This window comes from Paucibacter aquatile (genome assembly GCF_002885975.1).
In the GTDB taxonomy this organism is placed as follows: Bacteria; Pseudomonadota; Gammaproteobacteria; order Burkholderiales; family Burkholderiaceae_C; genus Paucibacter_A; species Paucibacter_A aquatilis.
This window is the reverse complement of the sequence record NZ_POSP01000003.1, coordinates 2,702,870-2,724,558: the sequence shown is the minus strand read 5'-3', so window position 1 is coordinate 2,724,558 and position 21,689 is coordinate 2,702,870. Positions and strand designations below refer to the sequence as shown.

Annotated in this window: 20 protein-coding genes and 1 pseudogene; 16 read left to right on the top strand and 5 right to left on the bottom strand. The window is 65.9% G+C overall.

Features of this window, described 5'->3' with window-relative positions:
* Window positions 1-4 precede the first annotated feature (4 nt).
* Both gatA and gatC read right to left on the bottom strand, forming a co-directional pair.
* Window positions 5-1,522 carry an Asp-tRNA(Asn)/Glu-tRNA(Gln) amidotransferase subunit GatA gene (gene gatA / locus C1O66_RS14860; RefSeq protein WP_102768598.1) on the bottom strand — a complete coding sequence of 506 codons (1,518 nt, stop codon included), beginning with the start codon at window positions 1,520-1,522 and terminating at the stop codon, window positions 5-7.
* Entirely contained in the window at window positions 1,519-1,818 is a 300-nt protein-coding gene (gene gatC / locus C1O66_RS14855) for an Asp-tRNA(Asn)/Glu-tRNA(Gln) amidotransferase subunit GatC (protein ID WP_102768597.1), read from the bottom strand. The genes gatA and gatC overlap by 4 nt, the downstream gene beginning before the upstream one ends.
* Window positions 1,819-2,104: 286 nt before the next feature.
* Between gatC and C1O66_RS14850 the strand changes: the two genes are divergently transcribed.
* From C1O66_RS14850 to rodA, 5 genes are all read left to right on the top strand, one after another.
* On the top strand, window positions 2,105-3,148 hold the full coding sequence (locus C1O66_RS14850) for a rod shape-determining protein (protein ID WP_102768596.1): 1,044 nt from the start codon (window positions 2,105-2,107) through the stop codon (window positions 3,146-3,148).
* A 184-nt stretch (window positions 3,149-3,332) separates the two neighbouring features.
* Window positions 3,333-4,340 (top strand): rod shape-determining protein MreC, encoded by a 1,008-nt coding sequence (mreC, locus tag C1O66_RS14845; protein ID WP_102768595.1) that lies wholly within the window; start codon window positions 3,333-3,335, stop codon window positions 4,338-4,340.
* Window positions 4,337-4,858, top strand: coding sequence for a rod shape-determining protein MreD (gene mreD / locus C1O66_RS14840; RefSeq protein WP_102768594.1), 522 nt, complete (start codon window positions 4,337-4,339; stop codon window positions 4,856-4,858). Before mreC ends, mreD begins: the two co-directional genes overlap by 4 nt.
* A 55-nt stretch (window positions 4,859-4,913) precedes the next feature.
* On the top strand, window positions 4,914-7,064 hold the full coding sequence (gene mrdA, locus C1O66_RS14835; RefSeq protein ID WP_102768593.1) for a penicillin-binding protein 2: 2,151 nt from the start codon (window positions 4,914-4,916) through the stop codon (window positions 7,062-7,064).
* The gene (gene rodA / locus C1O66_RS14830) at window positions 7,061-8,221 is read left to right on the top strand and encodes a rod shape-determining protein RodA (protein ID WP_102768592.1); all 1,161 of its coding nucleotides are present in this window, start codon (window positions 7,061-7,063) and stop codon (window positions 8,219-8,221) included. The genes mrdA and rodA overlap by 4 nt, the downstream gene beginning before the upstream one ends.
* Window positions 8,222-8,228: 7 nt before the next feature.
* On the opposite strand, the gene C1O66_RS14825 is transcribed toward rodA, so the two are convergent.
* Together C1O66_RS14825 and C1O66_RS14820 are read right to left on the bottom strand one after the other, a co-directional pair.
* Window positions 8,229-9,734, bottom strand: coding sequence for a sensor histidine kinase (locus C1O66_RS14825; RefSeq protein WP_102768591.1), 1,506 nt, complete (start codon window positions 9,732-9,734; stop codon window positions 8,229-8,231).
* A 42-nt stretch (window positions 9,735-9,776) separates the two neighbouring features.
* The gene (locus C1O66_RS14820; RefSeq protein ID WP_102768590.1) at window positions 9,777-10,454 is read right to left on the bottom strand and encodes a response regulator transcription factor; all 678 of its coding nucleotides are present in this window, start codon (window positions 10,452-10,454) and stop codon (window positions 9,777-9,779) included.
* A 282-nt stretch (window positions 10,455-10,736) separates the two neighbouring features.
* Between C1O66_RS14820 and recA the strand changes: the two genes are divergently transcribed.
* From recA to C1O66_RS14770, 11 genes and pseudogenes are all read left to right on the top strand, one after another.
* On the top strand, window positions 10,737-11,777 hold the full coding sequence (gene recA / locus C1O66_RS14815) for a recombinase RecA (protein WP_102768589.1): 1,041 nt from the start codon (window positions 10,737-10,739) through the stop codon (window positions 11,775-11,777).
* A 131-nt stretch (window positions 11,778-11,908) separates the two neighbouring features.
* Window positions 11,909-12,004: pseudogene (locus tag C1O66_RS24735) on the top strand (recombination regulator RecX); the annotation flags it as partial.
* A 48-nt stretch (window positions 12,005-12,052) separates the two neighbouring features.
* Entirely contained in the window at window positions 12,053-12,547 is a 495-nt protein-coding gene (locus tag C1O66_RS24425; protein WP_394341042.1) for a regulatory protein RecX, read from the top strand.
* Between the two features lie 210 nt (window positions 12,548-12,757).
* Window positions 12,758-13,360 (top strand): DUF2889 domain-containing protein, encoded by a 603-nt coding sequence (locus C1O66_RS14805; protein WP_102768588.1) that lies wholly within the window; start codon window positions 12,758-12,760, stop codon window positions 13,358-13,360.
* Between the two features lie 23 nt (window positions 13,361-13,383).
* Window positions 13,384-14,544: an ADP-forming succinate--CoA ligase subunit beta gene (gene sucC / locus C1O66_RS14800; RefSeq protein WP_102768587.1), complete on the top strand. Its 1,161-nt coding sequence runs from the start codon at window positions 13,384-13,386 to the stop codon at window positions 14,542-14,544.
* 31 nt (window positions 14,545-14,575) lie between these two features.
* Window positions 14,576-15,469, top strand: a complete 894-nt coding sequence (gene sucD / locus C1O66_RS14795) for a succinate--CoA ligase subunit alpha (RefSeq protein ID WP_102768586.1) — start codon at window positions 14,576-14,578, stop codon at window positions 15,467-15,469.
* A 228-nt stretch (window positions 15,470-15,697) separates the two neighbouring features.
* Window positions 15,698-16,432 carry a TerC family protein gene (locus tag C1O66_RS14790; protein WP_102768585.1) on the top strand — a complete coding sequence of 245 codons (735 nt, stop codon included), beginning with the start codon at window positions 15,698-15,700 and terminating at the stop codon, window positions 16,430-16,432.
* Between the two features lie 35 nt (window positions 16,433-16,467).
* On the top strand, window positions 16,468-17,553 hold the full coding sequence (locus tag C1O66_RS14785) for a serine/threonine-protein kinase (protein WP_102768584.1): 1,086 nt from the start codon (window positions 16,468-16,470) through the stop codon (window positions 17,551-17,553).
* The gene (locus tag C1O66_RS14780) at window positions 17,550-18,338 is read left to right on the top strand and encodes a Stp1/IreP family PP2C-type Ser/Thr phosphatase (RefSeq protein ID WP_102768583.1); all 789 of its coding nucleotides are present in this window, start codon (window positions 17,550-17,552) and stop codon (window positions 18,336-18,338) included. The genes C1O66_RS14785 and C1O66_RS14780 overlap by 4 nt, the downstream gene beginning before the upstream one ends.
* A gap of 136 nt (window positions 18,339-18,474) precedes the next feature.
* Window positions 18,475-19,128, top strand: coding sequence for an FHA domain-containing protein (locus C1O66_RS14775; protein WP_102768582.1), 654 nt, complete (start codon window positions 18,475-18,477; stop codon window positions 19,126-19,128).
* 272 nt (window positions 19,129-19,400) lie between these two features.
* The gene (locus C1O66_RS14770; RefSeq protein WP_165794625.1) at window positions 19,401-20,774 is read left to right on the top strand and encodes a GGDEF domain-containing protein; all 1,374 of its coding nucleotides are present in this window, start codon (window positions 19,401-19,403) and stop codon (window positions 20,772-20,774) included.
* Window positions 20,775-20,804: 30 nt separating this feature from the next.
* Here the strand turns inward: C1O66_RS14770 and C1O66_RS14765 are convergent, their stop codons facing one another.
* On the bottom strand, window positions 20,805-21,626 hold the full coding sequence (locus tag C1O66_RS14765; RefSeq protein ID WP_102768580.1) for an HDOD domain-containing protein: 822 nt from the start codon (window positions 21,624-21,626) through the stop codon (window positions 20,805-20,807).
* Window positions 21,627-21,689: the final 63 nt, after the last annotated feature.

Sequence of the window (21,689 nt, the reverse complement as noted above, 5' to 3'; positions counted from 1 at the left end):
GTGCTTAGATTCCTGCGGGAGCGGCACGGTGCCAGTCGGTGGCTTGCTGCAGCGCGTGGGCGGTGTGCAGCAGCTGGCCTTCCTTGAAGTAGTTGCCCAGCAGCTGCAAGCCGACGGGCATGCCGCCTTCGCCCAGACCCACCGGCACGCTCATGCCGGGCAGGCCGGCCAGCGAGCCGGGCAGGGTGAAGATGTCGGCCAGATAGGCCTTGACCGGGTCGTCCTTGCCTTCGCCATGCTTCCAGGCCACGGTGGGTGCCACCGGGCCGGCGATCAGGTCGCAGTGCTGGAAGGCCTGCTGGAAATCGTCGGCAATCATGCGGCGCAGCTTTTGCGCCTGCAGATAGTAGGCGTCGTAGTAACCGTGAGACAGCACGTAGCTGCCGATCATGATCCGGCGCTTGACCTCGGCGCCGAAGCCTTCGGCACGGGTCTTCTTGTACATGTCCAGCAGGTCGTCGAACTGGGCGGCGCGATGGCCGAACTTGACACCGTCAAAGCGGCTCAGGTTGGAGCTGGCCTCGGCCGGGGCAATGATGTAGTACACCGGAATCGCCAGTTCGGTGCGCGGCAGGCTCACATCCACCAGGGTGGCGCCGAGCTTTTCCAGCTCGGCCAGGCCGGCGCGCACAGCGCTGTTGACGTCGGCCGACAGGGCCGCGGGGAAGAACTCGCGCGGCAGGCCGATGCGCAGACCCTTGAGTGGCTGGGCGGCGGTGGCTCCTTCGCGGGCACTCAGCATCTGGGCATGGAAATCCTGCGGGGCTTGCTGCACGCTGGTGGCGTCGCGCTCGTCAAAGCCGCTCATGGCCGAGAGCAGCAGGGCGCAGTCCTCGGCCGAGCGGGCCATGGGGCCCGCCTGGTCCAGGCTGGAGGCGAAGGCGATCATGCCGTAGCGGCTGCAGATGCCGTAGGTCGGCTTGATGCCGGTGATGCCGGTGAAGCTGGCCGGCTGGCGGATCGAGCCGCCGGTGTCGGTGCCTGTGGAGGCCGGCAGCAGGCGTGCGGCCACTGCAGCGGCCGAGCCGCCCGAGGAGCCACCCGGCACGCGGCTGGCGTCCCAGGGGTTGGCCACCGGCTGGTAGGCCGAGTTCTCATTGGCCGAGCCCATGGCGAACTCGTCGCAGTTGAGCTTGCCCAGCGAGACCGTGCCGGCCGCATTCAGGCGCGCCACCACGGTGGCGTCGAAGGGGCTGCGGTAGCCGGCCAGGATCTTGGAGCCGGCCGTGGTCGGCATGTCGGCGGTGACGAAGATGTCCTTGTGCGCCAGGGGCACGCCGATCAGGGCGCCGCCGGCTTGGGCGCCTTCGCCTGCCGCCAGGCGGGCATCCGCCGCACGGGCGCGCGCCAGGGCGTGCTCGGCGTCCACATGGAGGAAGGCGCCCAGCTGGCTGTCGCTGGTCTGAACGCGCTGCAGCAGGTGCTGGGTCAGCTCGATGCTGGAGAACCGCTTGTCGCGCAGGCCTTGGCCCAGCTCGGCCACGCCCAGGTCGTGCAGGGGGGTGTTGTTCGAGATGCTCATTCGATGACCTTGGGAACCAGGAACAGGCCGTCTTCCACGGCCGGGGCGCTGCGCTGGTTGAGTTCGCGCTGGTTGCTTTCGGTGACGGCGTCCTCGCGCAGGCGCAGATGCACCTCCTGGATGGCCGACAGCGGGGTGTACAGCGGCTCGACGCCGGCGGTGTCCACCGCGCTCATCTGCTCGACGATGGAGAAGAAGTCATTCAGCTGGGGCAGCAGGGCGGCGCTTTCGGCCTCCTGCAGCTCCAGGCGCGCCAGATGGGCGATGCGGCTTACGTCTTGTGGTGTCAAGGCCATGGGAAAACCGGGTCCGGAGGTGGCGGAAACATCGGCCGTGGCGAGCTGTAAAGAGCGCAACAAACGGCCCGTCCCAGCCGATAACTAGGGGGTGATCGGGTATTATCTCCGCTTATCTCCAATGTCACGGGGCTGCGTGGCCGCAAGGGCTCACCCAGCCTCGTTGCATATGGCGAACACCGAACAGCCCGACCCCCTCTTTTCCGACCTCCCGACCAACCCGCGAGTCACCCACGATCTCCAGCCCACAGGCTCAGATGTCGGTACTTTGCGCTCCAGACACATCATGTTCGCTTCCCTGCGCCGCTATTTCTCCTCCGACCTCGCCATCGACCTGGGCACCGCCAACACGCTGATTTATGTGCGCGGCAAGGGCATCGTGCTGGATGAACCCTCGGTCGTGTCGATCCGCCACGAAGGTGGCCCGCACGGCAAGAAGACCATCCAGGCTGTGGGCCGCGAAGCCAAGGCCATGCTGGGCAAGGTGCCGGGCAATATCGAGGCGATCCGCCCGATGAAGGACGGCGTGATCGCCGACTTCACCGTCACCGAGCAGATGCTCAAGCAGTTCATCAAGATGGTGCACGACTCCAAGATGCTGCGCCCCAGCCCGCGCATCATCATCTGCGTGCCGTGCGGATCCACCCAGGTCGAGCGCCGCGCCATCCGTGAATCGGCCCTGGGCGCCGGTGCTTCCGAGGTCTACCTGATTGAAGAGCCGATGGCGGCCGCGATCGGCGCCGGTCTGCCGGTGTCGGAAGCCTCCGGCTCCATGGTCGTGGACATCGGCGGCGGCACCACCGAGGTGGGCGTGATCTCGCTGGGCGGCATGGTCTACAAGGGCAGCGTGCGCGTCGGCGGCGACAAGTTCGACGAAGCCATCATCAACTACATCCGCCGCAACTACGGCATGTTGATCGGTGAGCCCACCGCCGAAGCGATCAAGAAGAACATCGGCAGCGCCTTCCCGGGCTCCGAGGTCAAGGAAATGGAAGTCAAGGGCCGCAATCTGGCCGAAGGCGTGCCGCGCAGCTTCACGATTTCGTCCAACGAGATCCTGGAAGCCCTGACCGACCCGCTGAACCAGATCGTCTCCGCCGTGAAGAACGCGCTGGAACAGACCCCGCCCGAGCTGGGCGCCGACATCGCCGAGCGCGGCATGATGCTGACCGGCGGCGGCGCGCTGTTGCGCGATCTGGATCGCCTGCTGGCCGAGGAAACCGGCCTGCCGGTGCTGGTGGCCGAAGATCCGCTGACTTGCGTGGTGCGGGGTTGCGGGATGGCTTTGGAGCGCATGGAGCGCCTCGGCTCCATCTTCACCTCCGAGTGATGGCGGGGGCCTGCTGCGCGGGCGCCAGGCGTTGTTGGGCGGTGCTCGGAATCCTCACGTACAAGAAGTACGTTCCGGTTCCTGCGCTCCGGCCGCCTAGCCTGACACCCGCTCGCGACGGCCTGCCACCTGTTTTGTTTCTCGTCCGATAAGCCGCAACGCAGCGAGTTGAGTCGACATCGCCATGCCCCTCGGCCCCCCAGATCGCAACCCGCCACCATTTTTCCGCCAGGGCGCGTCGGCCCAGGCGAGGTTGCTGCTGTGCGCCGCGCTGGCGGTGTTCTTGATGGTGGCGGATGCGCGTTTTCATGTGGTGGGGCCGGCGCGGGCGGGCTTGGCCTTGTTGCTGCATCCGTTTCAGCGCCTGCTGCTGACGCCGGTGGACGCCTGGGAGAGCTTCGAGGCCTACCGGCTGGGCACGCAGCGGGCCATGGAGGCCGAGGCGCTGGCGCGCCAGCAGCTGGTGCAGCAGGCCGAGCGCCTGGCGCGTGCGGCCCAGCTGCAGGCGGAAAACCAGCGCCTGCGTGCGCTGCTGGAGCTGCGCCCGGCGCTGGAAGTGGCCTCGCTCTCCGCCGAGGTGCTCTACGAAGCGGCCGACCCCTACTCGCGCCGCGTGGTCATCGACCGCGGCAGCAAGCATGGCGTGCAAGCCGGCTCGCCCGTCATCAACGATGCTGGCGTGCTGGGCCAGGTCACCCGGGTCTACACCCTGTCGGCCGAAGTGACCCTGCTGAGCGACAAGGACGCGGCCATTCCCGTGCTCAACACCCGCACCCAGGCGCGCAACGCCGCTTTTGGCAGCAGCGATGGCAATGGCATGGAGCTGCGCTTCCTGGCCGCCAATGCCGACATCAAGCCCGGTGACTTGATGGCCACCTCGGGCCTGGACGGGGTCTACCCCTCTGGCCTGCCGGTGGCCAAGGTGAGCTCGGTCGAGCGCCGTGGCGACACCAGTTTTGCCAGCGTGCGCTTGCAGCCCGTGGCCCAGCCTGACAGCGTGCGCCATGTGCTGGTGCTGCAGCCGCAGGAGCAGCATGCCAAGGCCATGGCTGAAGCCGCGGCCGCACAGGCTGCCGACGCGGCCTCGGCCGCCCAGCTCAAGGCGCAGCGCAAGGCCGCCGCGGCCCAGGCCAAGGCCGAGGGCAAGACCGATGGCAAGAGCGAAAAATCAGATGCGGGAGCTGCCCCATGATCATGCCGCGTGGCGCCGGTCAGCTGCTGCTGCCGGTCAACCCAGCTTTCATCGCCCTGAGCCTGTTCCTGGCCTTGCTGGCCGATATGGTGCCGATCGGCCGCTTCCCGGCCATGCCTGATTTTCTGGCCGTGGTGCTGGTGTTCTGGGGCGTGCACCAGCCGCGCCGGGTCGGCGTGGTCTGGGCCTTTGTGCTGGGCCTGATGATCGACATCCACCATGGCGCCCTGCTGGGCCAGCATGCCCTGGCCTACAGCCTGCTGAGCTTCGGTGCCATCACCCTGCACCGCCGCCTGACCGGCTTCAGCCTGGGCGCGCAGGCCCTGCAGGTGCTGCCGCTGTTCGTGCTGGCGCATGCCGTGTCCTTGCTGGTGCGTCTGGCCGTGGGCGGCATGTGGCCGGGCTGGTTGCTGCTGCTGGCGCCGGTGTTCGAGACCCTGCTCTGGCCGCTGGCCAGCGTGGTGCTGCTGGCGCCGCAGCGCCGCGCGCCCGACCGCGACGCCCACCGCCCGCTGTGAGGCGGCCTGCCGAGCTGTCGATGAACACGCAGACGAAGAAGAAAAAGACCGCGCGATGACGGTGCTCAAGAACGTCAAGCAGGAGCTGGGCCGCTTCCGCCTGCGCTTGCTGGCCGCGGCGGCCTTTGTGCTGTTCAGCTTCGGCCTGCTGCTGGCGCGCCTGGTGTTCCTGCAGGTGATCCAGCATGAAAGCCTGTCGGACCGGGCCGAGTCCAACCGCATCACGGTTGTGCCCATCGTGCCCAACCGCGGCCTGATCAAGGACCGCAACGGCATCGTCCTGGCCAGCAATTACTCGGCCTACACCCTGGAGATCACGCCCTCCAAGGTGCCCGATCTGGAGGCCACCATCGATGCCCTGGCCCAGGTGGTCGAGGTGCAGCCGCGCGACCGCCGCCGCTTCAAGCGGCTGATGAGCGAGAACAAGAACTTCGAATCCCTGCCCATCCGCACCAAGCTGAGCGAGGCCGAGGTGGCGCGCTTCACCGCGCAGCGCTTCCGCTTTCCCGGCGTCGAAATCAAGGCGCGGCTGTTCCGCAGCTACCCGCTGGGCGAGGTGGGCTCGCACCTGATCGGCTACATCGGCCGCATCAACCAGGCCGAGAAAAAGGCCATGGACGAGTGGGAAGAAGAGGACATCGCCAACTACCGCGGCACCGAGTACATCGGCAAGCTGGGCCTGGAGCAGAGCTACGAGCGCGAACTGCACGGCATCACCGGCTTCGAGCAGGTGGAAACCAGCGCCGGCGGCCGCGCCGTGCGCCGCCTGGCCCACCGGCCGCCAACGCCGGGCAACACGCTGATGTTGTCCATCGACATCCGCCTGCAAGCCCTGGTCGAGGAGCTCTACAAGGACCGCCGCGGCGCCCTGGTCGCCATCGACCCGCGCAACGGCGAGGTGCTGGCCTTTGTTTCCAAGCCGACCTTCGACCCCAATCTCTTCGTTGACGGCATCGATGCCGACAGCTGGCGCGACCTTAACGAAGACCTGGACAAGCCCCTGCTGAACCGTGCCCTGCGTGGCACCTACCCGCCGGGCTCGACCTTCAAGCCCTTCATGGCCATGGCCGCGCTCAACAGCGGCAAGCGTTCGGCGAGCACGGTGATCATGGACAACCTGACCTACAGCTTCGGCGGCCGCACCTTCGGCAGCCCGGAAAGCGACCGTCCGGGACCCAAGGACATGCGCCTGGCCATCGTCAGCTCGTCCAATGTCTACTTCTACAGCCTGGCCAATGAGATGGGCGTGGACTTGATCCACGACGAGCTGGAGCCCTTCGGCTTCGGCCGCAAGACCGAGATCGATGTGCAGGGCGAAGTCTCGGGCGTGCTGCCCTCGCAGGCCTGGAAGCGTCGCTATTTCGCCCGCAGCCCGGCCAACCAGAAGTGGTTTGCCGGCGAGACCATCTCGCTCGGCATCGGCCAGGGCTACAACAACTTCACCATGCTGCAGATCGCCACCGCCGTGTCCACGCTGTCGACCGGCGGCCAGCGCTTCAAGCCCCGCCTGGTGCGTGAGATCGAAGACGTGGTACGCCATGAGCAGCGGCGCATCGCCAGCGATGCCCTGCCGCCGCTGCCACTCAAACCCGAGCAGGTCGAGGTGATCCGCAATGCCATGTACGGCGTGACGGTGGAGGGCACTTCCACCGAGGTGTTCCGTGGCGCCGGCTACAAGAGCGGCGGCAAGACCGGCACGGCTCAGGCCGTGGGCCTGAAGGCGGGCGAGCGCTACAAGGACATCAAGGCCGACGAGCGCAAGCGCGACCATTCGCTCTACGTCGCCTTTGCGCCGCTGGAGGCGCCCACCATCGCCCTGGCTGCGATTGTCGAGAACGCCGGCTTTGGCTCCACCTCGGCCGCGCCAATTGCGCGTCGGGTGTTTGATTTCATGCTGATGGGCCAGTACCCCAGCGAGGAAGACATTGCCCTGACCCAGCAGGGCAAAACGAAGGCGCCCGTGGGCCAGCCGCGTCGCATCGATCAGGTGCCGCTGCCGGGCCAGGTCTCGCAGGCGGAGGCTGCAGCATCCGGCGTCGTTGCTGCTGCATCGGCCGCATCGGGCGTGGCGGCGACGGCACCCACGGCTGCGTCAGCGCCTCGTATCCCCTCGCCCGCGGCGCGGCCATCGTCTGCGGTATCGACCTCGAGACCCGCCTCTGCCCCTCGTGCCCTGCCTGCCGGCGCCTCCGGAGTTCGTCCATGAGTGCCAATGCCTTCAACGGTCCCAGCTGGTGGCAGCGCCTGCGACCCTGGTTCTCCGGCTTCGATCTGCCCTTACTGCTGTCCATCGCCTGGCTGATGGGGCTGGGTCTGGTGAGCATGTATTCCGCGGGTTATGACCATGGCACGCGTTTTGTGGATCATGGTCGCAACACCTTGCTGGCGATTGCCCTGATTTTTCTGGTGGCCCAGGTTTCGCCACAGCGCATGATGGCTCTGGCTGTGCCGCTGTACACCGTGGGCGTGGCGCTGCTGGTGGCCACGGCCTTGTTCGGCATCACCAAGAAGGGCGCGACGCGCTGGCTCAATGTCGGCGTGACGCAGATCCAGCCCTCGGAGATCCTCAAGATCGCTGTGCCGCTGATGCTGGCCTGGTGGTTCCAGAAACGCGAAGGGCAGCTGCGCCTGCCGGACTTTGTGGCCGCCTTCATCCTGCTGGCTGTTCCTGTGGGCCTGGTGGCCAAGCAGCCCGACCTGGGCACCTCCATCCTGGTGCTCTCGGCCGGCTTGTACGTGATCTTTTTTGCCGGCCTGTCCTGGCGCTTGATCATCCCGGCCTTTGTGCTGGCGGGGGCGGGCATCACGGCCCTGGTGGTGAGCGAGGAGGCGATCTGCCAGCCCGATGTGACCTGGCCGGTGCTGCGCGAGTACCAGAAGAACCGCGTCTGCACCCTGCTGGACCCGACCAAGGATCCGCTGGGCAAGGGCTTCCACATCATCCAGGGCGAGATCGCCATCGGCTCCGGCGGCCTGACCGGCAAGGGCTTCATGAAGGGCACGCAAACCCATCTGGAGTTCATTCCCGAGCGCACCACCGACTTCATCTTCGCCGCCTACGGCGAGGAGTTCGGCCTGTTTGGTGCCCTGGGGCTGCTGCTCGGCTTCACGGCCCTGATCCTGCGCGGGCTGATGATTGCCTCGGACGCACCCACGCTGTTCTCGCGGCTGATGGCGGGGGCCATCACGCTGAGCTTCTTCACCTATGTGTTCGTGAACATGGGCATGGTCAGCGGCATCCTCCCGGTGGTGGGCGTGCCCTTGCCCTTCATCAGCTACGGCGGTACGGCCATGGTGACCCTGGGCTTTGGCCTGGGTCTGTTGATGTCGATCGCCAAATCGCGGCGCTTCAACCGTTCCTGAGCCCGCCTCACTCCGTGGCGGGCTGAGCCGGCCGCGCATGGAAGCGCACGGTGAAGCGCGCGCCGGGGCCCTGGCCATCGGGTTCGGGCTGTTGACCGGGGCGGCGCGGGCGGGTGTCGTCCAGGCTGAGCTCGGCCTCATGCTGCTGGGCGATCTCGCGCACGATGGCCAGGCCCAGACCGGAGCCATCGACATTGGTGCCCAGGGCCCGGTAGAAGGGCTGGAAGACCTTGTCCCGCTCACTCTCGGGAATGCCCGGGCCGGAGTCTTCCACCTGCAGCACGCTGACCTGGCCGAAGGGGTCTTCGACGATGCGCACGGTGACCGTGCCGCCGGCCGGCGTGTAGAGCAAGGCGTTGTCCACCAGGTTGCGGATCAGCTCGCGGATCAGCAGGGCGTGGCCGTGCAGGGTGAGGCTGCTGGCTTCGGGGTCGGGGCCCTCGTAGCCCAGGTCGATGCGCTTGTCGAGCGCGCGCGGCACGAAGTCGCGCACGGTTTCGGTGGCCAGTTCGGCCAGATTGACCTCACCACGCCGGGCCGCATGCTCCTGGTCCTCGGCCCGGGCCATGGCCAGCAGCTGGTTGACCATGTGCGCCGCGCGCTGGCTGGACAGGGCAATCTGTTGCAGCGAACGCTTCAGTTCAGCAGGCTCGCTGCGGCCTTCGTCAATTTCGCGTTGGGCGAATTCCGCCTGCGTGCGCAGGCCGGCCAGCGGTGTTTTGAGCTGGTGGGCGGCGTCGGCCAGGAAATGCTTTTGGCTGCTGATGGACTGGTCCAGGCGCGCCAGCAGGTCGTTGATGGCGCGCACCAGAGGCGCCACCTCGTCGGGGATGCGGCGCTCGTCGATGGGGCTCAGGTCCGAGCTTTCACGCGAGCGGATGCGGCGCTGCAACTCGTTGAGCGGGGCAATGCCACGCGCCAGGGCCAGCCAGACCAGCAGCACCGCCAGCGGCAGGATCACGAACTGCGGCAGGATCACGCCCTTGATGATTTCGTTGGTCAGGCGCGAGCGTTTGCCCAGCGTCTCGGCCACCTGCACCAGCATGGTTTGGGTGCTGCCCGCCATGCCCTCGGGCGACACCCAGAGGTAGGCCACGCGCACGCGTTCGCTGCCCATGTCTTCATCGCGGAAATGCAGCTCCCAGGGCACGATGACATCGTCCTCGGGCGGCACGGGCAGCTTGGCATCGCCGTTGAGCAGCTCGCCGCGCAGGCCCAGCACCTGGTAGTAGACGGTGTCGGTTTCGTCCGCGCGCAGCAGGGCCGCTGCCTCCGGGGCCAGGGCGTAGCGGGAGCGGGCGCTGCGCCCCTCGGGCAGCGGCGCGGCCGAGGCCACTTGCAGGCCCAGGGTGCGGGCCATTTCGCCGAGCTCTCGGTCGTAGGGCCGGCTGGCGATGCCTTGCGCCACCAGCCAGGTCAGGGCCACGCTGATCGGCCAGATCAGCAGCAAGGGCGCGAGCATCCAATCGAGGATCTCGCCAAACAGCGAGCGTTGGCCGGTTTCAGCCGCCATGGTGGGGCAGGCTCCGGTTGGGCGCGGGCGTGGGCGTGGGCTTCAAGCGCCGGGCTGGATCTTTTCCAGGCAGTAGCCGAGGCCGCGCACGGTGGCGATGCGGATCGGGCCTTGCTCGATCTTCTTGCGCAGGCGGTGGATGTAGACCTCGATCGCGTTGTTGCTGACCTCTTCGCCCCACTCACAGAGGCGCTCGACCAGTTGGTCCTTGCTGACCAGGCGGCCGGCGCGCTGCAGCAGCACTTCCAGCAGGCTCAGCTCGCGGGCCGAAAGCTCGATCATCTGGTCGTTGATGTAGGCCACGCGGCCGGTGGCGTCGAAGCTCAGCGGGCCATGCTTGATCACCGAGGAGGCCGTGCCCAGGCCGCGCCGGGTCAGGGCGCGCACGCGGGCTTCCAGTTCCTGCAGCGAGAAGGGCTTGGCCATGTAGTCGTCGGCGCCCAGGTCCAGGCCCTTGACGCGCTGCTCGACGCTGTCGGCCGCCGTCAGGATCAGCACCGGCATGGAGGAGCCTCGGGCGCGCAGCTTGCGCAGCACCTCCAGGCCATGCAGGCGCGGCAGGCCCAGATCCAGGATGACCAGATCGAACTCATGCGAAGCCAGGGCCGCATCGGCCTCGGTGCCGCTGCCGACCTGATCCACCGCATAACCGGAGGCGCGCAAGGAGCGCAGCAAGGCATCGGCCAGGACTTGGTCATCTTCGGCAATCAGGATGCGCATGCGTCAGTCTCCATCACTCATGGCCAAGGGGCTAGTTCCCGCATTCTAGGGATGCCAGCCAGGGCTTCGGCGGCTCACAGCTGCTTGTGCGCGGTGAAATCAAGCGCCATCCGAATTTTGACTTCATCAATTGCTGGCTCATCCAGTGAGCCAGTGGCACCCTAGGATTCAGCCATGACACGGCGAGCGCCGAAACGGCTTGCCAAAGTGCAATCGTCAAACTACTGTACAAACATACAGATTGCGACATAATCCGCCCAGCCCTTTTCAGGAGAACGAATCATGGATGCCCCCGTCAAAGCCCTCAACACCGAAAAAGCCAAGGCCCTGCAAGCCGCCCTCAGCCAGATCGAGAAGCAGTTCGGCAAGGGCTCCATCATGCGCCTCGGTGAAGGCGAGGTGATCGAGGATATCCAGGTCGTCTCCACCGGCTCCCTGGGCCTGGACATCGCTCTGGGCGTCGGTGGCCTGCCGCGCGGCCGTGTGGTCGAGATTTACGGCCCGGAGTCCTCGGGCAAGACCACCCTGACCCTGCAGGTCATCGCCGAGATGCAAAAGCTGGCCGGCACCTGCGCCTTCATCGATGCCGAACACGCGCTGGACATCCAGTACGCGCAAAAGCTGGGCGTCAATCTGCAAGAGCTGCTGATCAGCCAGCCCGACACCGGCGAACAGGCCCTGGAAATCGTCGACGCCCTGGTGCGCTCCGGCTCGGTCGACCTGATCGTGGTCGACTCCGTGGCCGCGCTGACGCCCAAGGCCGAACTCGAAGGCGAAATGGGTGATTCCCTGCCGGGTCTGCAAGCCCGCCTGATGAGCCAGGCCCTGCGCAAGCTGACCGCCACCATCAAGAAGACCAACTGCATGGTCATCTTCATCAACCAGATCCGCATGAAGATCGGCGTGATGTTCGGCAGCCCCGAAACCACCACCGGTGGCAATGCGCTCAAGTTCTACGCCTCGGTGCGCCTGGATATCCGCCGCATCGGCTCGATCAAGAAGGGCGATGACGTCATCGGCAGCGAAACCAAGGTCAAGGTCGTCAAGAACAAGGTCTCGCCTCCGTTCAAGACCGCCGAGTTCGACATTCTTTACGGCGAAGGCATCAGCCGCGAAGGCGAGATCATCGACATGGGCGTGATTGCCAAGGTGGTTGAAAAGTCGGGCTCCTGGTACGCCTACCAGGGCGAAAAGATTGGCCAAGGCAAGGACAACGCCCGCGAGTTCCTGCGCGAGAACCCCGACATCAGCCGCGAGATCGAAAACCGCATCCGTGAATCCCTGGGTGTGGCGCTGCTGAACCAGACCGGCGCGGCCGAGTAAGGACGCCCCGTTGCGGCAGCCCGGCCTGCAACCGTTTTGCCAGGCCTCGGGGCACCTGGCCGCGGCGGCGCTTGAAGCCCTGCGGCTTGGCTGCCCGGTGTGCTGCCGAGCCCTGAACTTCAAATTTCCTCGTGAGAGCTGCCCAGCCCCTCTCTCTGAAGGCCCGGGCCATTGCCCTGCTGGCCCAGCGTGAGCACAGCCGCAGCGAACTGCGGCGCAAGCTGCTGCGCATCGCCCGCGATCAGCGGGCTGCCGCTGCGCGCCAGGCGGCCTCGGTGAAGGAAAGTCTGTGCGGCGGCCCGGCCTGGTTCGAGCCTCTGGTGCCAGAGTCCCCCGAGCGCTTGAGCGCGCGCGAGCAAGACGAGGGTGGCGCGCGTGAGGTCCCCGAAGAGGGAGGCTCGGAAGAACCCGCTGCCGCCATCGCCGCCGAGGTGGATGCCCTGCTGCTGTGGCTGCAGGAGCGCGGCTACCTCGATGAGGAGCGTTTCGTCGATGCGCGCATCCATGCGCGGGCACGACGCTTCGGCAGCCAGCGCATCCAGCAGGAGCTGGCACAGCACGGCGTACAAATGAGCGCCGAACAGCGGGCCAGCCTCAAGGACAGCGAGCTGGCCCGAGCCCGCGAGGTCTGGCAGCGCAAGTTCGCCGGTCGTTGGCCTGAGGATGCCGCCATGCGCGCCAAGCAGACGCGATTCTTGATCAGCCGGGGTTTTGGCAGCGAGGTGGTGCGCCGCATCTTGCGCGGCCCGGCGGACGAGGACGAAAGCTGATCTCGACCGGCCGCCGCGCCAGCCCCGCGTCCTTGATCCGGGTCAACCCTGAGTGAATTGTCACCTTGGGCGACGGGCGAACTGGCTGCACGACAGCTTGGTGAAAGGCTTGGTGCAGTGCGACATGCTACATTCTCGCCCTGCGCAAATGCCCGGCGGGCGGCGGATTCATGCCGTTAGATGCCGGTTTGCGAAGCCGTTTTGCCACCCATGTCTCTCTCATCCCCCACCTCCGAGCGCCGTTTGCTGCATCGCCGCGCCATCGATGTGCAGGTCTATGCACGCGATGATGGCCTGTATGAGGTCGAGGCTGGGTTGACCGACACCAAGACGCGCGACCTGCCGCTTGCCACCGGCCTGCGCTTGGCCGGCGACCCCATCCACGCCATGCAGCTCCTGCTGACGGTGGACGCCGAGCTGAACGTGCTGGCAGCCCGCTCCGCCACCACCTGGATGCCTTACGCCGGCGTGTGCGACGAACATGGCAATGCCTACGGCCGCTTGGTCGGCCTGAACCTGATGAAGGGCTTCCGTCTAGGCCTCAAAGAGCGTCTGGCCGGCGTCAAGGGTTGCACGCACCTGACCGAGCTCTGCCAGATCCTGCCCACCGCTGTCATTCAGGCCTTTGCCGGCCTGGTGCTGGATGTGCGTGAAGGCAGTGCCGATGGCCTGCCGCCCTTCCAACTCGACCGCTGCCACGCCCTGCGACGCGATGGCGAGGTCGTTCGTACCCATTACCCTCGCTGGTACCGCAGTGCCGACGCAGCCTCACCGCTGGCCGCCGTCACCGCGATGCCCGCCTCCACTTCCTGACTTTCCTCACAAGCGAGACCCCTATGAAGATTCACGAGTACCAGGGCAAGGAAATCCTGCGCCAGTTCGGCGTGCCGGTGCCGCGCGGCATCCCGGCTTTCACGGTGCAAGAAGCCGTTGAAGCCGCTCAAAAGCTGGGCGGCCCGGTCTGGGTGGTCAAGGCGCAGATCCACGCCGGTGGCCGTGGCAAGGGCGGCGGCGTCAAGCTGGGCCGTTCGCTGGATGACGTGAAGTCGCTGTCCGAGCAGATCCTGGGCATGCAGCTGATCACGCACCAAACCGGCCCGGAAGGCCAAAAGGTGCGTCGCCTCTACATCGAAGAAGGCGCTGACATCAAGAACGAACTCTACGTCTCGCTGGTCACCGACCGCGGCACGCAGAAGGTGGCCTTCATCGCTTCCAGCGAAGGCGGCATGGACATCGAGGAAGTGGCCCACTCCACCCCCGAGAAGATCCTGACCGAGATGATCGACCCGCTGGTCGGCCTGACGGTCGAGCAAGCCAAGAAGATCGCCGGTGGCATCGGCCTGACGGGCCACTCGGTGGACCAAGCCGTCGACCTGTTCCAGAAGCTCTACAAGTGCTACATGGACACCGATGCGTCGCTGGTGGAAATCAACCCGCTGAACTGCGATTCCAAGGGCAATCTGATCGCCCTGGACGCCAAGTTCAACTTCGACGCCAACGCCCTGTTCCGTCATCCTGAAATCGTGGCCTACCGCGATCTGGACGAAGAAGATCCGGCCGAGGTGGAAGCCTCCAAGTTCGACCTGGCTTACATCAGCCTGGACGGCAATATCGGCTGCCTGGTGAACGGCGCCGGTCTGGCCATGTCGACCATGGACACCATCAAGCTGTTCGGCGGCGAGCCGGCCAACTTCCTGGACGTGGGCGGTGGCGCCACCGCCGAGAAGGTCACCGAAGCCTTCAAGATCATGCTGAAGAACCCTGAAGTGAAGGGCATCCTGGTCAACATCTTCGGCGGCATCATGAAGTGCGACACCATCGCCGAAGGCGTGATCACTGCCTGCAAGGCCGTGAACCTGTCCGTGCCGCTGGTCGTGCGCATGAAGGGCACCAATGAAGAGCTGGGCAAGAAGATGCTGGCCGAATCCGGCCTGCCCATCATCGCCGCCGACACCATGGCCGAAGCCGCGACCAAGATCGTCGCCGCGGTTGCCTGAGTCTGCCTAAGCCCACGCAAGGAAAAAAATCATGTCGATTTACATCAACAAAGACACCAAGGTCATCACCCAGGGCATCACCGGCAAGACCGGTCAGTTCCACACCCTGGGTTGCCAGGCCTATGCCAACGGCAAGAACGCCTTCGTGGCGGGCGTGAACCCCAAGAAGGCCGGCGAGAAGTTTTCGGACATCCCAATCTACGCCACCGTCAAGGAAGCGGCTGCGCAAACCGGCGCCACCGTGTCGGTGATCTATGTGCCGCCCGCCGGTGCTGCGGCCGCCATCTGGGAAGCCGTCGAAGCCGACCTGGACCTGGCCATCTGCATCACGGAAGGCATCCCCGTCCGTGACATGCTGGAAATCCGCAACAAGATGAAGGCCAAGGAAGCGGCCGGCGGCAAGAAAACCTTGCTGCTGGGCCCCAACTGCCCCGGCCTGATCACGCCCGATGAAATCAAGATCGGCATCATGCCCGGTCACATCCACCGCAAGGGCCGCATCGGCGTGGTCTCGCGCTCGGGCACGCTGACGTACGAAGCCGTGGCACAGCTGACCGAAATCGGCCTGGGCCAGTCCAGCGCCGTCGGTATCGGTGGCGATCCGATCAACGGCCTGAAGCACATCGACGTGATGAAGGCCTTCAACGACGATCCGGACACCGACGCCGTCATCATGATCGGTGAAATCGGTGGCCCGGACGAAGCCGAAGCCGCTCGCTGGTGCAAGCTGAACATGAAGAAGCCGGTGGTCGGTTTCATCGCTGGCGTGACCGCCCCTCCGGGCAAGCGCATGGGCCACGCAGGCGCACTGATCGCCGGCGGTGCCGACACGGCCGATGCCAAGCTCGCCATCATGGAAGAGTGCGGTTTCACCGTGACCCGCAACCCGTCGGAAATGGGCAAGCTGCTCAAGGGCCTGCTCTGATTCGCTGAGAGCCGGCCACGGCGGCCGGCCGGTGCCGAATGCGTAATTTCACGCATCGCGCCGGCCTCGCCTGGCACCAGACTGCACGCTCCGCCGTGCAGCCACGCAAAAAGGGGCAGCAGCCCCTTTTTTCATGCCTGCGTGCTTTGAACCATGCCTTCGCTATAGTGGGGCGCGACGCCGATGTCAGGCGTGCGCTCCCGGCAGGCAGCAACTGTTGAAACGAGTATGGACACCTTGACGAGTCCCGAATTCTGGTTGGCCGTGGGCCAGATCATCATGATCGACATCCTGCTGGGTGGCGACAACGCGGTGGTCATCGCCCTGGCCTGCCGCAAGCTGCCCGATGCGCAGCGCACCAAGGGCATCATCTGGGGCACCGCCGGCGCCATCGTGCTGCGCGTGGTGCTGATCTTCTTTGCCCTGACCTTGTTGCAGGTGCCCTACCTGAAGATCGTCGGCGCCGCCTTGCTGCTGTGGATCGGCATCAAGCTGCTGGTGCCGGAAGATGAAGACGAGCACGGCAACATCCAAGCCAGCGACAAGCTCTGGGCCGCCGTCAAGACGGTGATCGTCGCGGACTTCGTCATGAGCCTGGACAACGTGATCGCCATCGCCGGTGCGGCGCAAAGCAGCGGCGGCGACCACCAGATGCCGCTGGTGATCTTTGGCCTGCTGGTGTCCATCCCCATCATCGTCTGGGGCAGCCAACTGGTGATCAAGTTGATGGACCGCTTCCCGGCCGTCATCACCCTGGGCGCCATGCTGCTGGGCTGGATCGCCGGCACCATGGCCGTGGGTGACCCGGCCCTGAGCAGCTGGGTGCCGACCGTACCGGGCGCCAAGGAAGGCAGCAGCCAGGTGATGCCGGCTCTGCACTACGGTGCCGGCGTGGCGGGTGCGCTGCTGGTGTTGGCGCTGGGCCGCTGGATGGCCTCGCGGCAGAAGCCGGCCGAGGCCTGAGCGGCCGCCGCGTGCAAGAACACAGGTGAACGGGCATGGCAGGTTTCTGGAAACGGTGGCTGGGCAAGCCCGACACGGTGGATGGCGAAGCCTCGACGGTGCCCGAGGCCTACCCGACGCTCAGCCCGGCCGGACCGGGCCTGCAAGCCTATGAGCTGCAACGTGAGTTGGGCCGCGGCGCCATGGCCGTGGTGCACCTGGCACGCGAGCGCGCCAGCGGCCAGTTGGTGGCCATCAAGCGCCTGGCGCTGCAGCGCGAATTCGCCGCCGAAGACCTGATCGATGTGCGCCAGCGCTTCATGCGCGAGGCGCGTGCCGCCGGTCATCTGCAGCATCCTGACATCCTGCATGTGCTCGACGCCGGCGAGGCGGGCGCAGATGCCTGGATCGCGATGGAGTATGTCCAGGGCCAGGACCTCAGCCACTTCACCCGGCCGGGTCAGCTCCTGCCCGTGCGTGAGGTGCTGCACTTGGCGCGGCGCCTGGCGCTGGCCCTCGATTACGCGCATGGCCAGGGTGTCGTGCACCGCGACATCAAGCCCGCCAACGTGATGCTGGATCGCGAGCACGATGTGCTCAAGATCATGGACTTTGGCATCGCCCGCATCGCCGACGGCAGCCGCACCCGTACCGGCCTGGTTTTGGGCACCCCTTCCTTCATGTCGCCCGAGCAACTGGCCGGGCTCAAGGTGGACGGGCGCAGCGATCTCTACTCGCTCGGTGTCATGGTCTACCAGCTGCTGACCGGCCATCTGCCGCATCAGTCGGATTCCATGGCCAAGCTGATGTACCAGATCGCCAACGAGCCGCCGCCCGATGTGCGCCACCATCGCCCCGGTCTGCCCGAGTCGCTCGCGCTGGTGCTGGCCCTGGCGCTGGAAAAGCGGCCCGAGTTGCGCTATGCCAGCGGCGCGCAGATGGCCCAGGATCTGGAGGCCGTGCTGCAGCAACTGCCGGCCACCGCGCCGACGGCAGAGGCCGTTTCTGGGACGGAAGCCACAGTGCCGGTGACGACGAAGCCCGAGTCGGGGACTGTCGACGCTTTTGCACAAACAGTCCGCTTGAATAAGTCGGAAGCAGGGCAAAATCCCCCCGCATCGCAACCAGACACAAAGCCATGACCCTGGAGTTCTTCAGCGCCACCGATGTCGGCCGCGCCCGCGACAACAACGAGGATTCGGTTGCTCTGGATGAGTCCGTGGGTCTGGCGGTGCTGGCCGATGGCATGGGGGGTTACAACGCCGGTGAAGTGGCCAGTCAGATGCTGACCGGCTTCATCCGCGCCGAACTGGGCCGGTGGCTGAAAGAGGCCGGAGCCACGGCCAGCGTCGGCGATGTGCGTCGCGCCATGGACATCTGCGTGGACAACGCCAACCGCGCCATCTTCAATGCCGCCAACACCAACCCGCGTTATGCCGGCATGGGCACGACCCTGGTGCTGGGCGTGTTTCGGCCTGAGGGCTTGCTGCTGGGCCATGTCGGTGATTCACGCGCCTACCGCTTGCGCGGTGGCCAGCTGACCCAGATCAGCCGCGACCATTCCCTGCTGCAAGAGCAGCTCGACGCTGGCCTGCTGACGCCTGAAGAGGCAGTCTTCTCCAGCAACAAGAATCTGGTCACGCGCGCGGTCGGCGTAGAAGACGCTGTCATGTTGGAGTTGCACCAGCATGAAGTTCAACCTGGGGATCTCTACCTGTTCTGCTCGGACGGTCTGTCCGATATGCTGGACGACGATGCCCTGCGCCAGTTGTTGATAAACCACCCTTCCTTGTCTGAAGCAGCCCAAGCCTTGATAGATGGGGCCAATGACATGGGCGGCCGGGATAATATCGCGCTGGTGCTGGTTCGTGCCGAGGGCCGCGTGCGGTCGGAAGGGCGGGCCTGGTGGCCGTTTGGCAAGCGCTGATGGGCTGGTTTTCGGCCGTGAGGCCTGTCGCGACCGGTCGCCGACTCGGGCATCGTCTGTAGCAGTCACAACTCTTGCGGCGCACAGAGGGCTGCCGCCAACACAAGTAAGAAGACAACAGGATCGAGGTCAAAGCATGGGCAAGCTGGTGGTGTCGCTCGACGGCGTGGTGATCAAGGATGTGCAGATCACAAAAGACAAGACCACGCTCGGGCGCCGACCCTACAACGATATCGTGATCGACAACCTGGCGGTCAGCGGCGAGCATGCCGTGCTGCAGATGGTGGGCGCCGATGTCTTCATCGAAGACCTCAATTCGACCAACGGCACCTACATCAACGGCAAGGCGATCAAGAAGCAGCTGCTGGCCAACAACGACATCGTCGAGATCGGCAAGTACAAGATCAAGTTCCTGCTCGAGGACAGCGGCGATTACGAAAAGACCATGATCCTGAAGCCTGGCTCGGGTGCGCCCAGCGGCTTCGGTCTGCCATCCAATTTCGGCTCCCTGCCCTCGGCCTCGGCGGCCGCACCGGCCACCATTCGGGTGCTCACCGGTGCCGCAGCCGGTCGTGAGGTCAGTCTGACCAAGGTGGTCACCACCGTCGGCAAGCCTGGCGTGCAGGTGGCCTCCATCACCAAGCGCCCCAGCGGTTATGTGTTCGCCCATGTCGAAGGCGCTGCACGGCCCAATGTCAATGGCGTGCCGCTGACCAGCGAGTCGGTCGCCCTCAAGAGCGGTGATGTGATCGAGTTGGCCGGCACGCAAATGCAGTTCGTGCAGGGCTGATCGCCCCGGCCGTCCCTGTTTCAGGCTTCAGAGTGCCACAAAGTTGGCCTGAATTGCCGGCAAATGGCGCCAAGCTGGGATTAACCCTGCTGTTGCGCCCGCCTTTGTGCGCAATGCGCCGTGCACAATCTGTCACACAGGCAGTCGCATGGGCATGGCACCGCTGCCTGGCCAAGATCATTGACTTGCAAACTGATCGCGTCTGCGCGGGCTGGATGCGGCCTGCGCCACGCCAGCGTATCGGGTGCCGCCCTTGCTTTCGAAAGGCCGCTGTGAGTTTCGATACGTCATCCGCTGCCGATCTGACCTTGCCGCATCGCCAGCCCCCGGGCACGTCCTTGCGGCGCCGCACGGTCTGGGTGGTCTTGCTGCTGAGCGTGTTTCTGGTGGGCGTGACGGATGCCATCCATCTGCGCCATCAGGCCCAGGCGCATGCCGCGGCCTTCGAGGCCGAACTGTTGGCCCTGCCCAAGGTCTACGGTCAAGCCCTCGCCAGCAGCATGGCTGAGCTCGGCGCGGGGGAGCGGCCGGGCGGTGCCACCCAGGTGTTGATCGACAAGCTCAAGGCGCGGCCTGGGGTGTTGTCGGTCGAGCTGAAGACTTCGAGCGGCGCGGTGCTTGCCAGTGGTGATGCCAGCCTGCGTGGTCAGGCCGATGTGCGTCAGATCGATTTCGAGCTCGGCCCGCCGGCCTCGGGCGGTGCCCTGGTGCAGGTGTTGGCGCAAGAAGAAGCGGCGCAACGGGCTTTCATGCGAGAGGCCTTGCCGGCCCTGCTTTTGCGCGATCTGGCGCTGGTGATGTTGTTGAGCCTGAGCCTGATGCTGGTGCTGGATCGCATGATGCTGCGGCCTTTGCGTCGACTGGCCGATCGCGCGGATGAGCTGGATCCGCTCGATGCACCGCAGGCCTTGAGCCATGCGGCCTTGGCCGAACAGCCGGCGGAGCTGGCGCGCGTCTCGCGCTCGCTGGCGCGGGTGCAGCAGGGCCTGTGGCTGCAATGGCAGGACGAAAGCCAGCGCGTCTCCCAATTGCAGCAGCAACTGCAGGTCCAGAGCCAGCAATTGCTGGCGGCACAGCAGGCTTTGGAGCAAAAGAACCGCGAACTGGGCAGTCTCAGCCGATCCGATGCCTTGACCGGCTTGGCCAATCGGCGCGAATTCGACGAAGCCTTGCGACGCGAGTTCAAGCGCGCCCAGCGGCAGCGCGGCCAGCTGGCGCTGGCGGTGCTCGACCTCGACCATTTCAAGAGCTACAACGAGCGCTACGGCGCGGCCGCGGGCGATCTGGTGTTGCAGCGTTTCGCGCAACTGCTCAGCGAGCGCTTCAAGCGTGACACCGATTTCGTGGCCCGTCTGGGTGGGGAAGAGTTTGTGGCCTTGCTGCCCGGCTTCGGCCTGGACGTCACGCAAGAGCTTTTGGAGCAGCTGCGCGAAGAGCTGCGTGCCCTGGCCCTGCCGCATGAGGGCGGTGTGAGTGGCCCGTGGCTGACGGTGAGCATCGGCCTGGCGGCCTACAGCCCGGCGCATCCCTATCTGAGCCCGCAAGCTTTGATGCAAGCGGCCGATGAGGCGCTCTACATCGCCAAGCATGCCGGTCGTGACCGGATCAGCCTGGCTTCATCCAGCAGCTTGGCCGAGCGCGTCTGATTTTCAAAGCCCGCCCCGGGGCTGGCGGGTTCAGCCGCGCTCGTGTTCCTTGGCAGTTTCCAGCTGCTCGGTGATGCGGCGGGCGGCGCGCAGCATCAGGGCTTCGTCCAGCGAGGCCTGAGGTGCGATTTCATGTGCCACGGTTTCCAATTGGGTCACGTCACTCAGCAGCACGCTGGCGATGGTTGAGATGGCACTGATGCCGCGCCGCTGCAGGGTGTCGGGCATTTGCAAGGTGGCTTGCACTTCGACATGGTGGCGCACACTCGCCACGGCCGCTGGCGCCAGGCCCCAGCTTTCGCACAGTGCCGCCCCGAGCGCATCGTGGCTGACGCCGAAGGCGGTGCGCTCCAACTGCACGAGCTCTGCATCAGATCCGGCCGCGCGCAGCATGGCGGGGTAATGGGACGGCGCATGCCGGTAGAGCACGGCCTTGCCGCATTCCTCGAACAAACCCGCGGAATGGGCGGCCCAAGGATCCACGCCCAGCATCTGGCCCATGCGACCCATCATCAGGCCGCGCTCGGCCGCGCGCTGCCAGACCGGTTCCAGCTCCGCAGCGGGCGGGAAAGCCGCGCGCAAGCCCATCTCAAACGTGATGGCGGAGACCTCGCGCAGCCCCAGATAGGTCAGCGCCTGCTGTACGGTTTGCACCCGGCCCCGCAAGCCGTAAAGCGAGGAATTGACCGCCTTGAGCACCGCGGCCGCCAGGGCCATATCGGTCTCCACCAGGGACGAGATGGCGTTCAGATCGATGTCCTCCTCGGACATCAGCATCGACAGCTGCACCAGTACTTCAGGCTGGGTGGGGATCTCGATGTCGAGTGTGCGCAAATTCGGATCGACTGGCATGGTGGGTGGTCCTTCCCTGTTTGGCCCCAATGGTAGCGGGACTGGCGCAGGGGCTGGTTACAA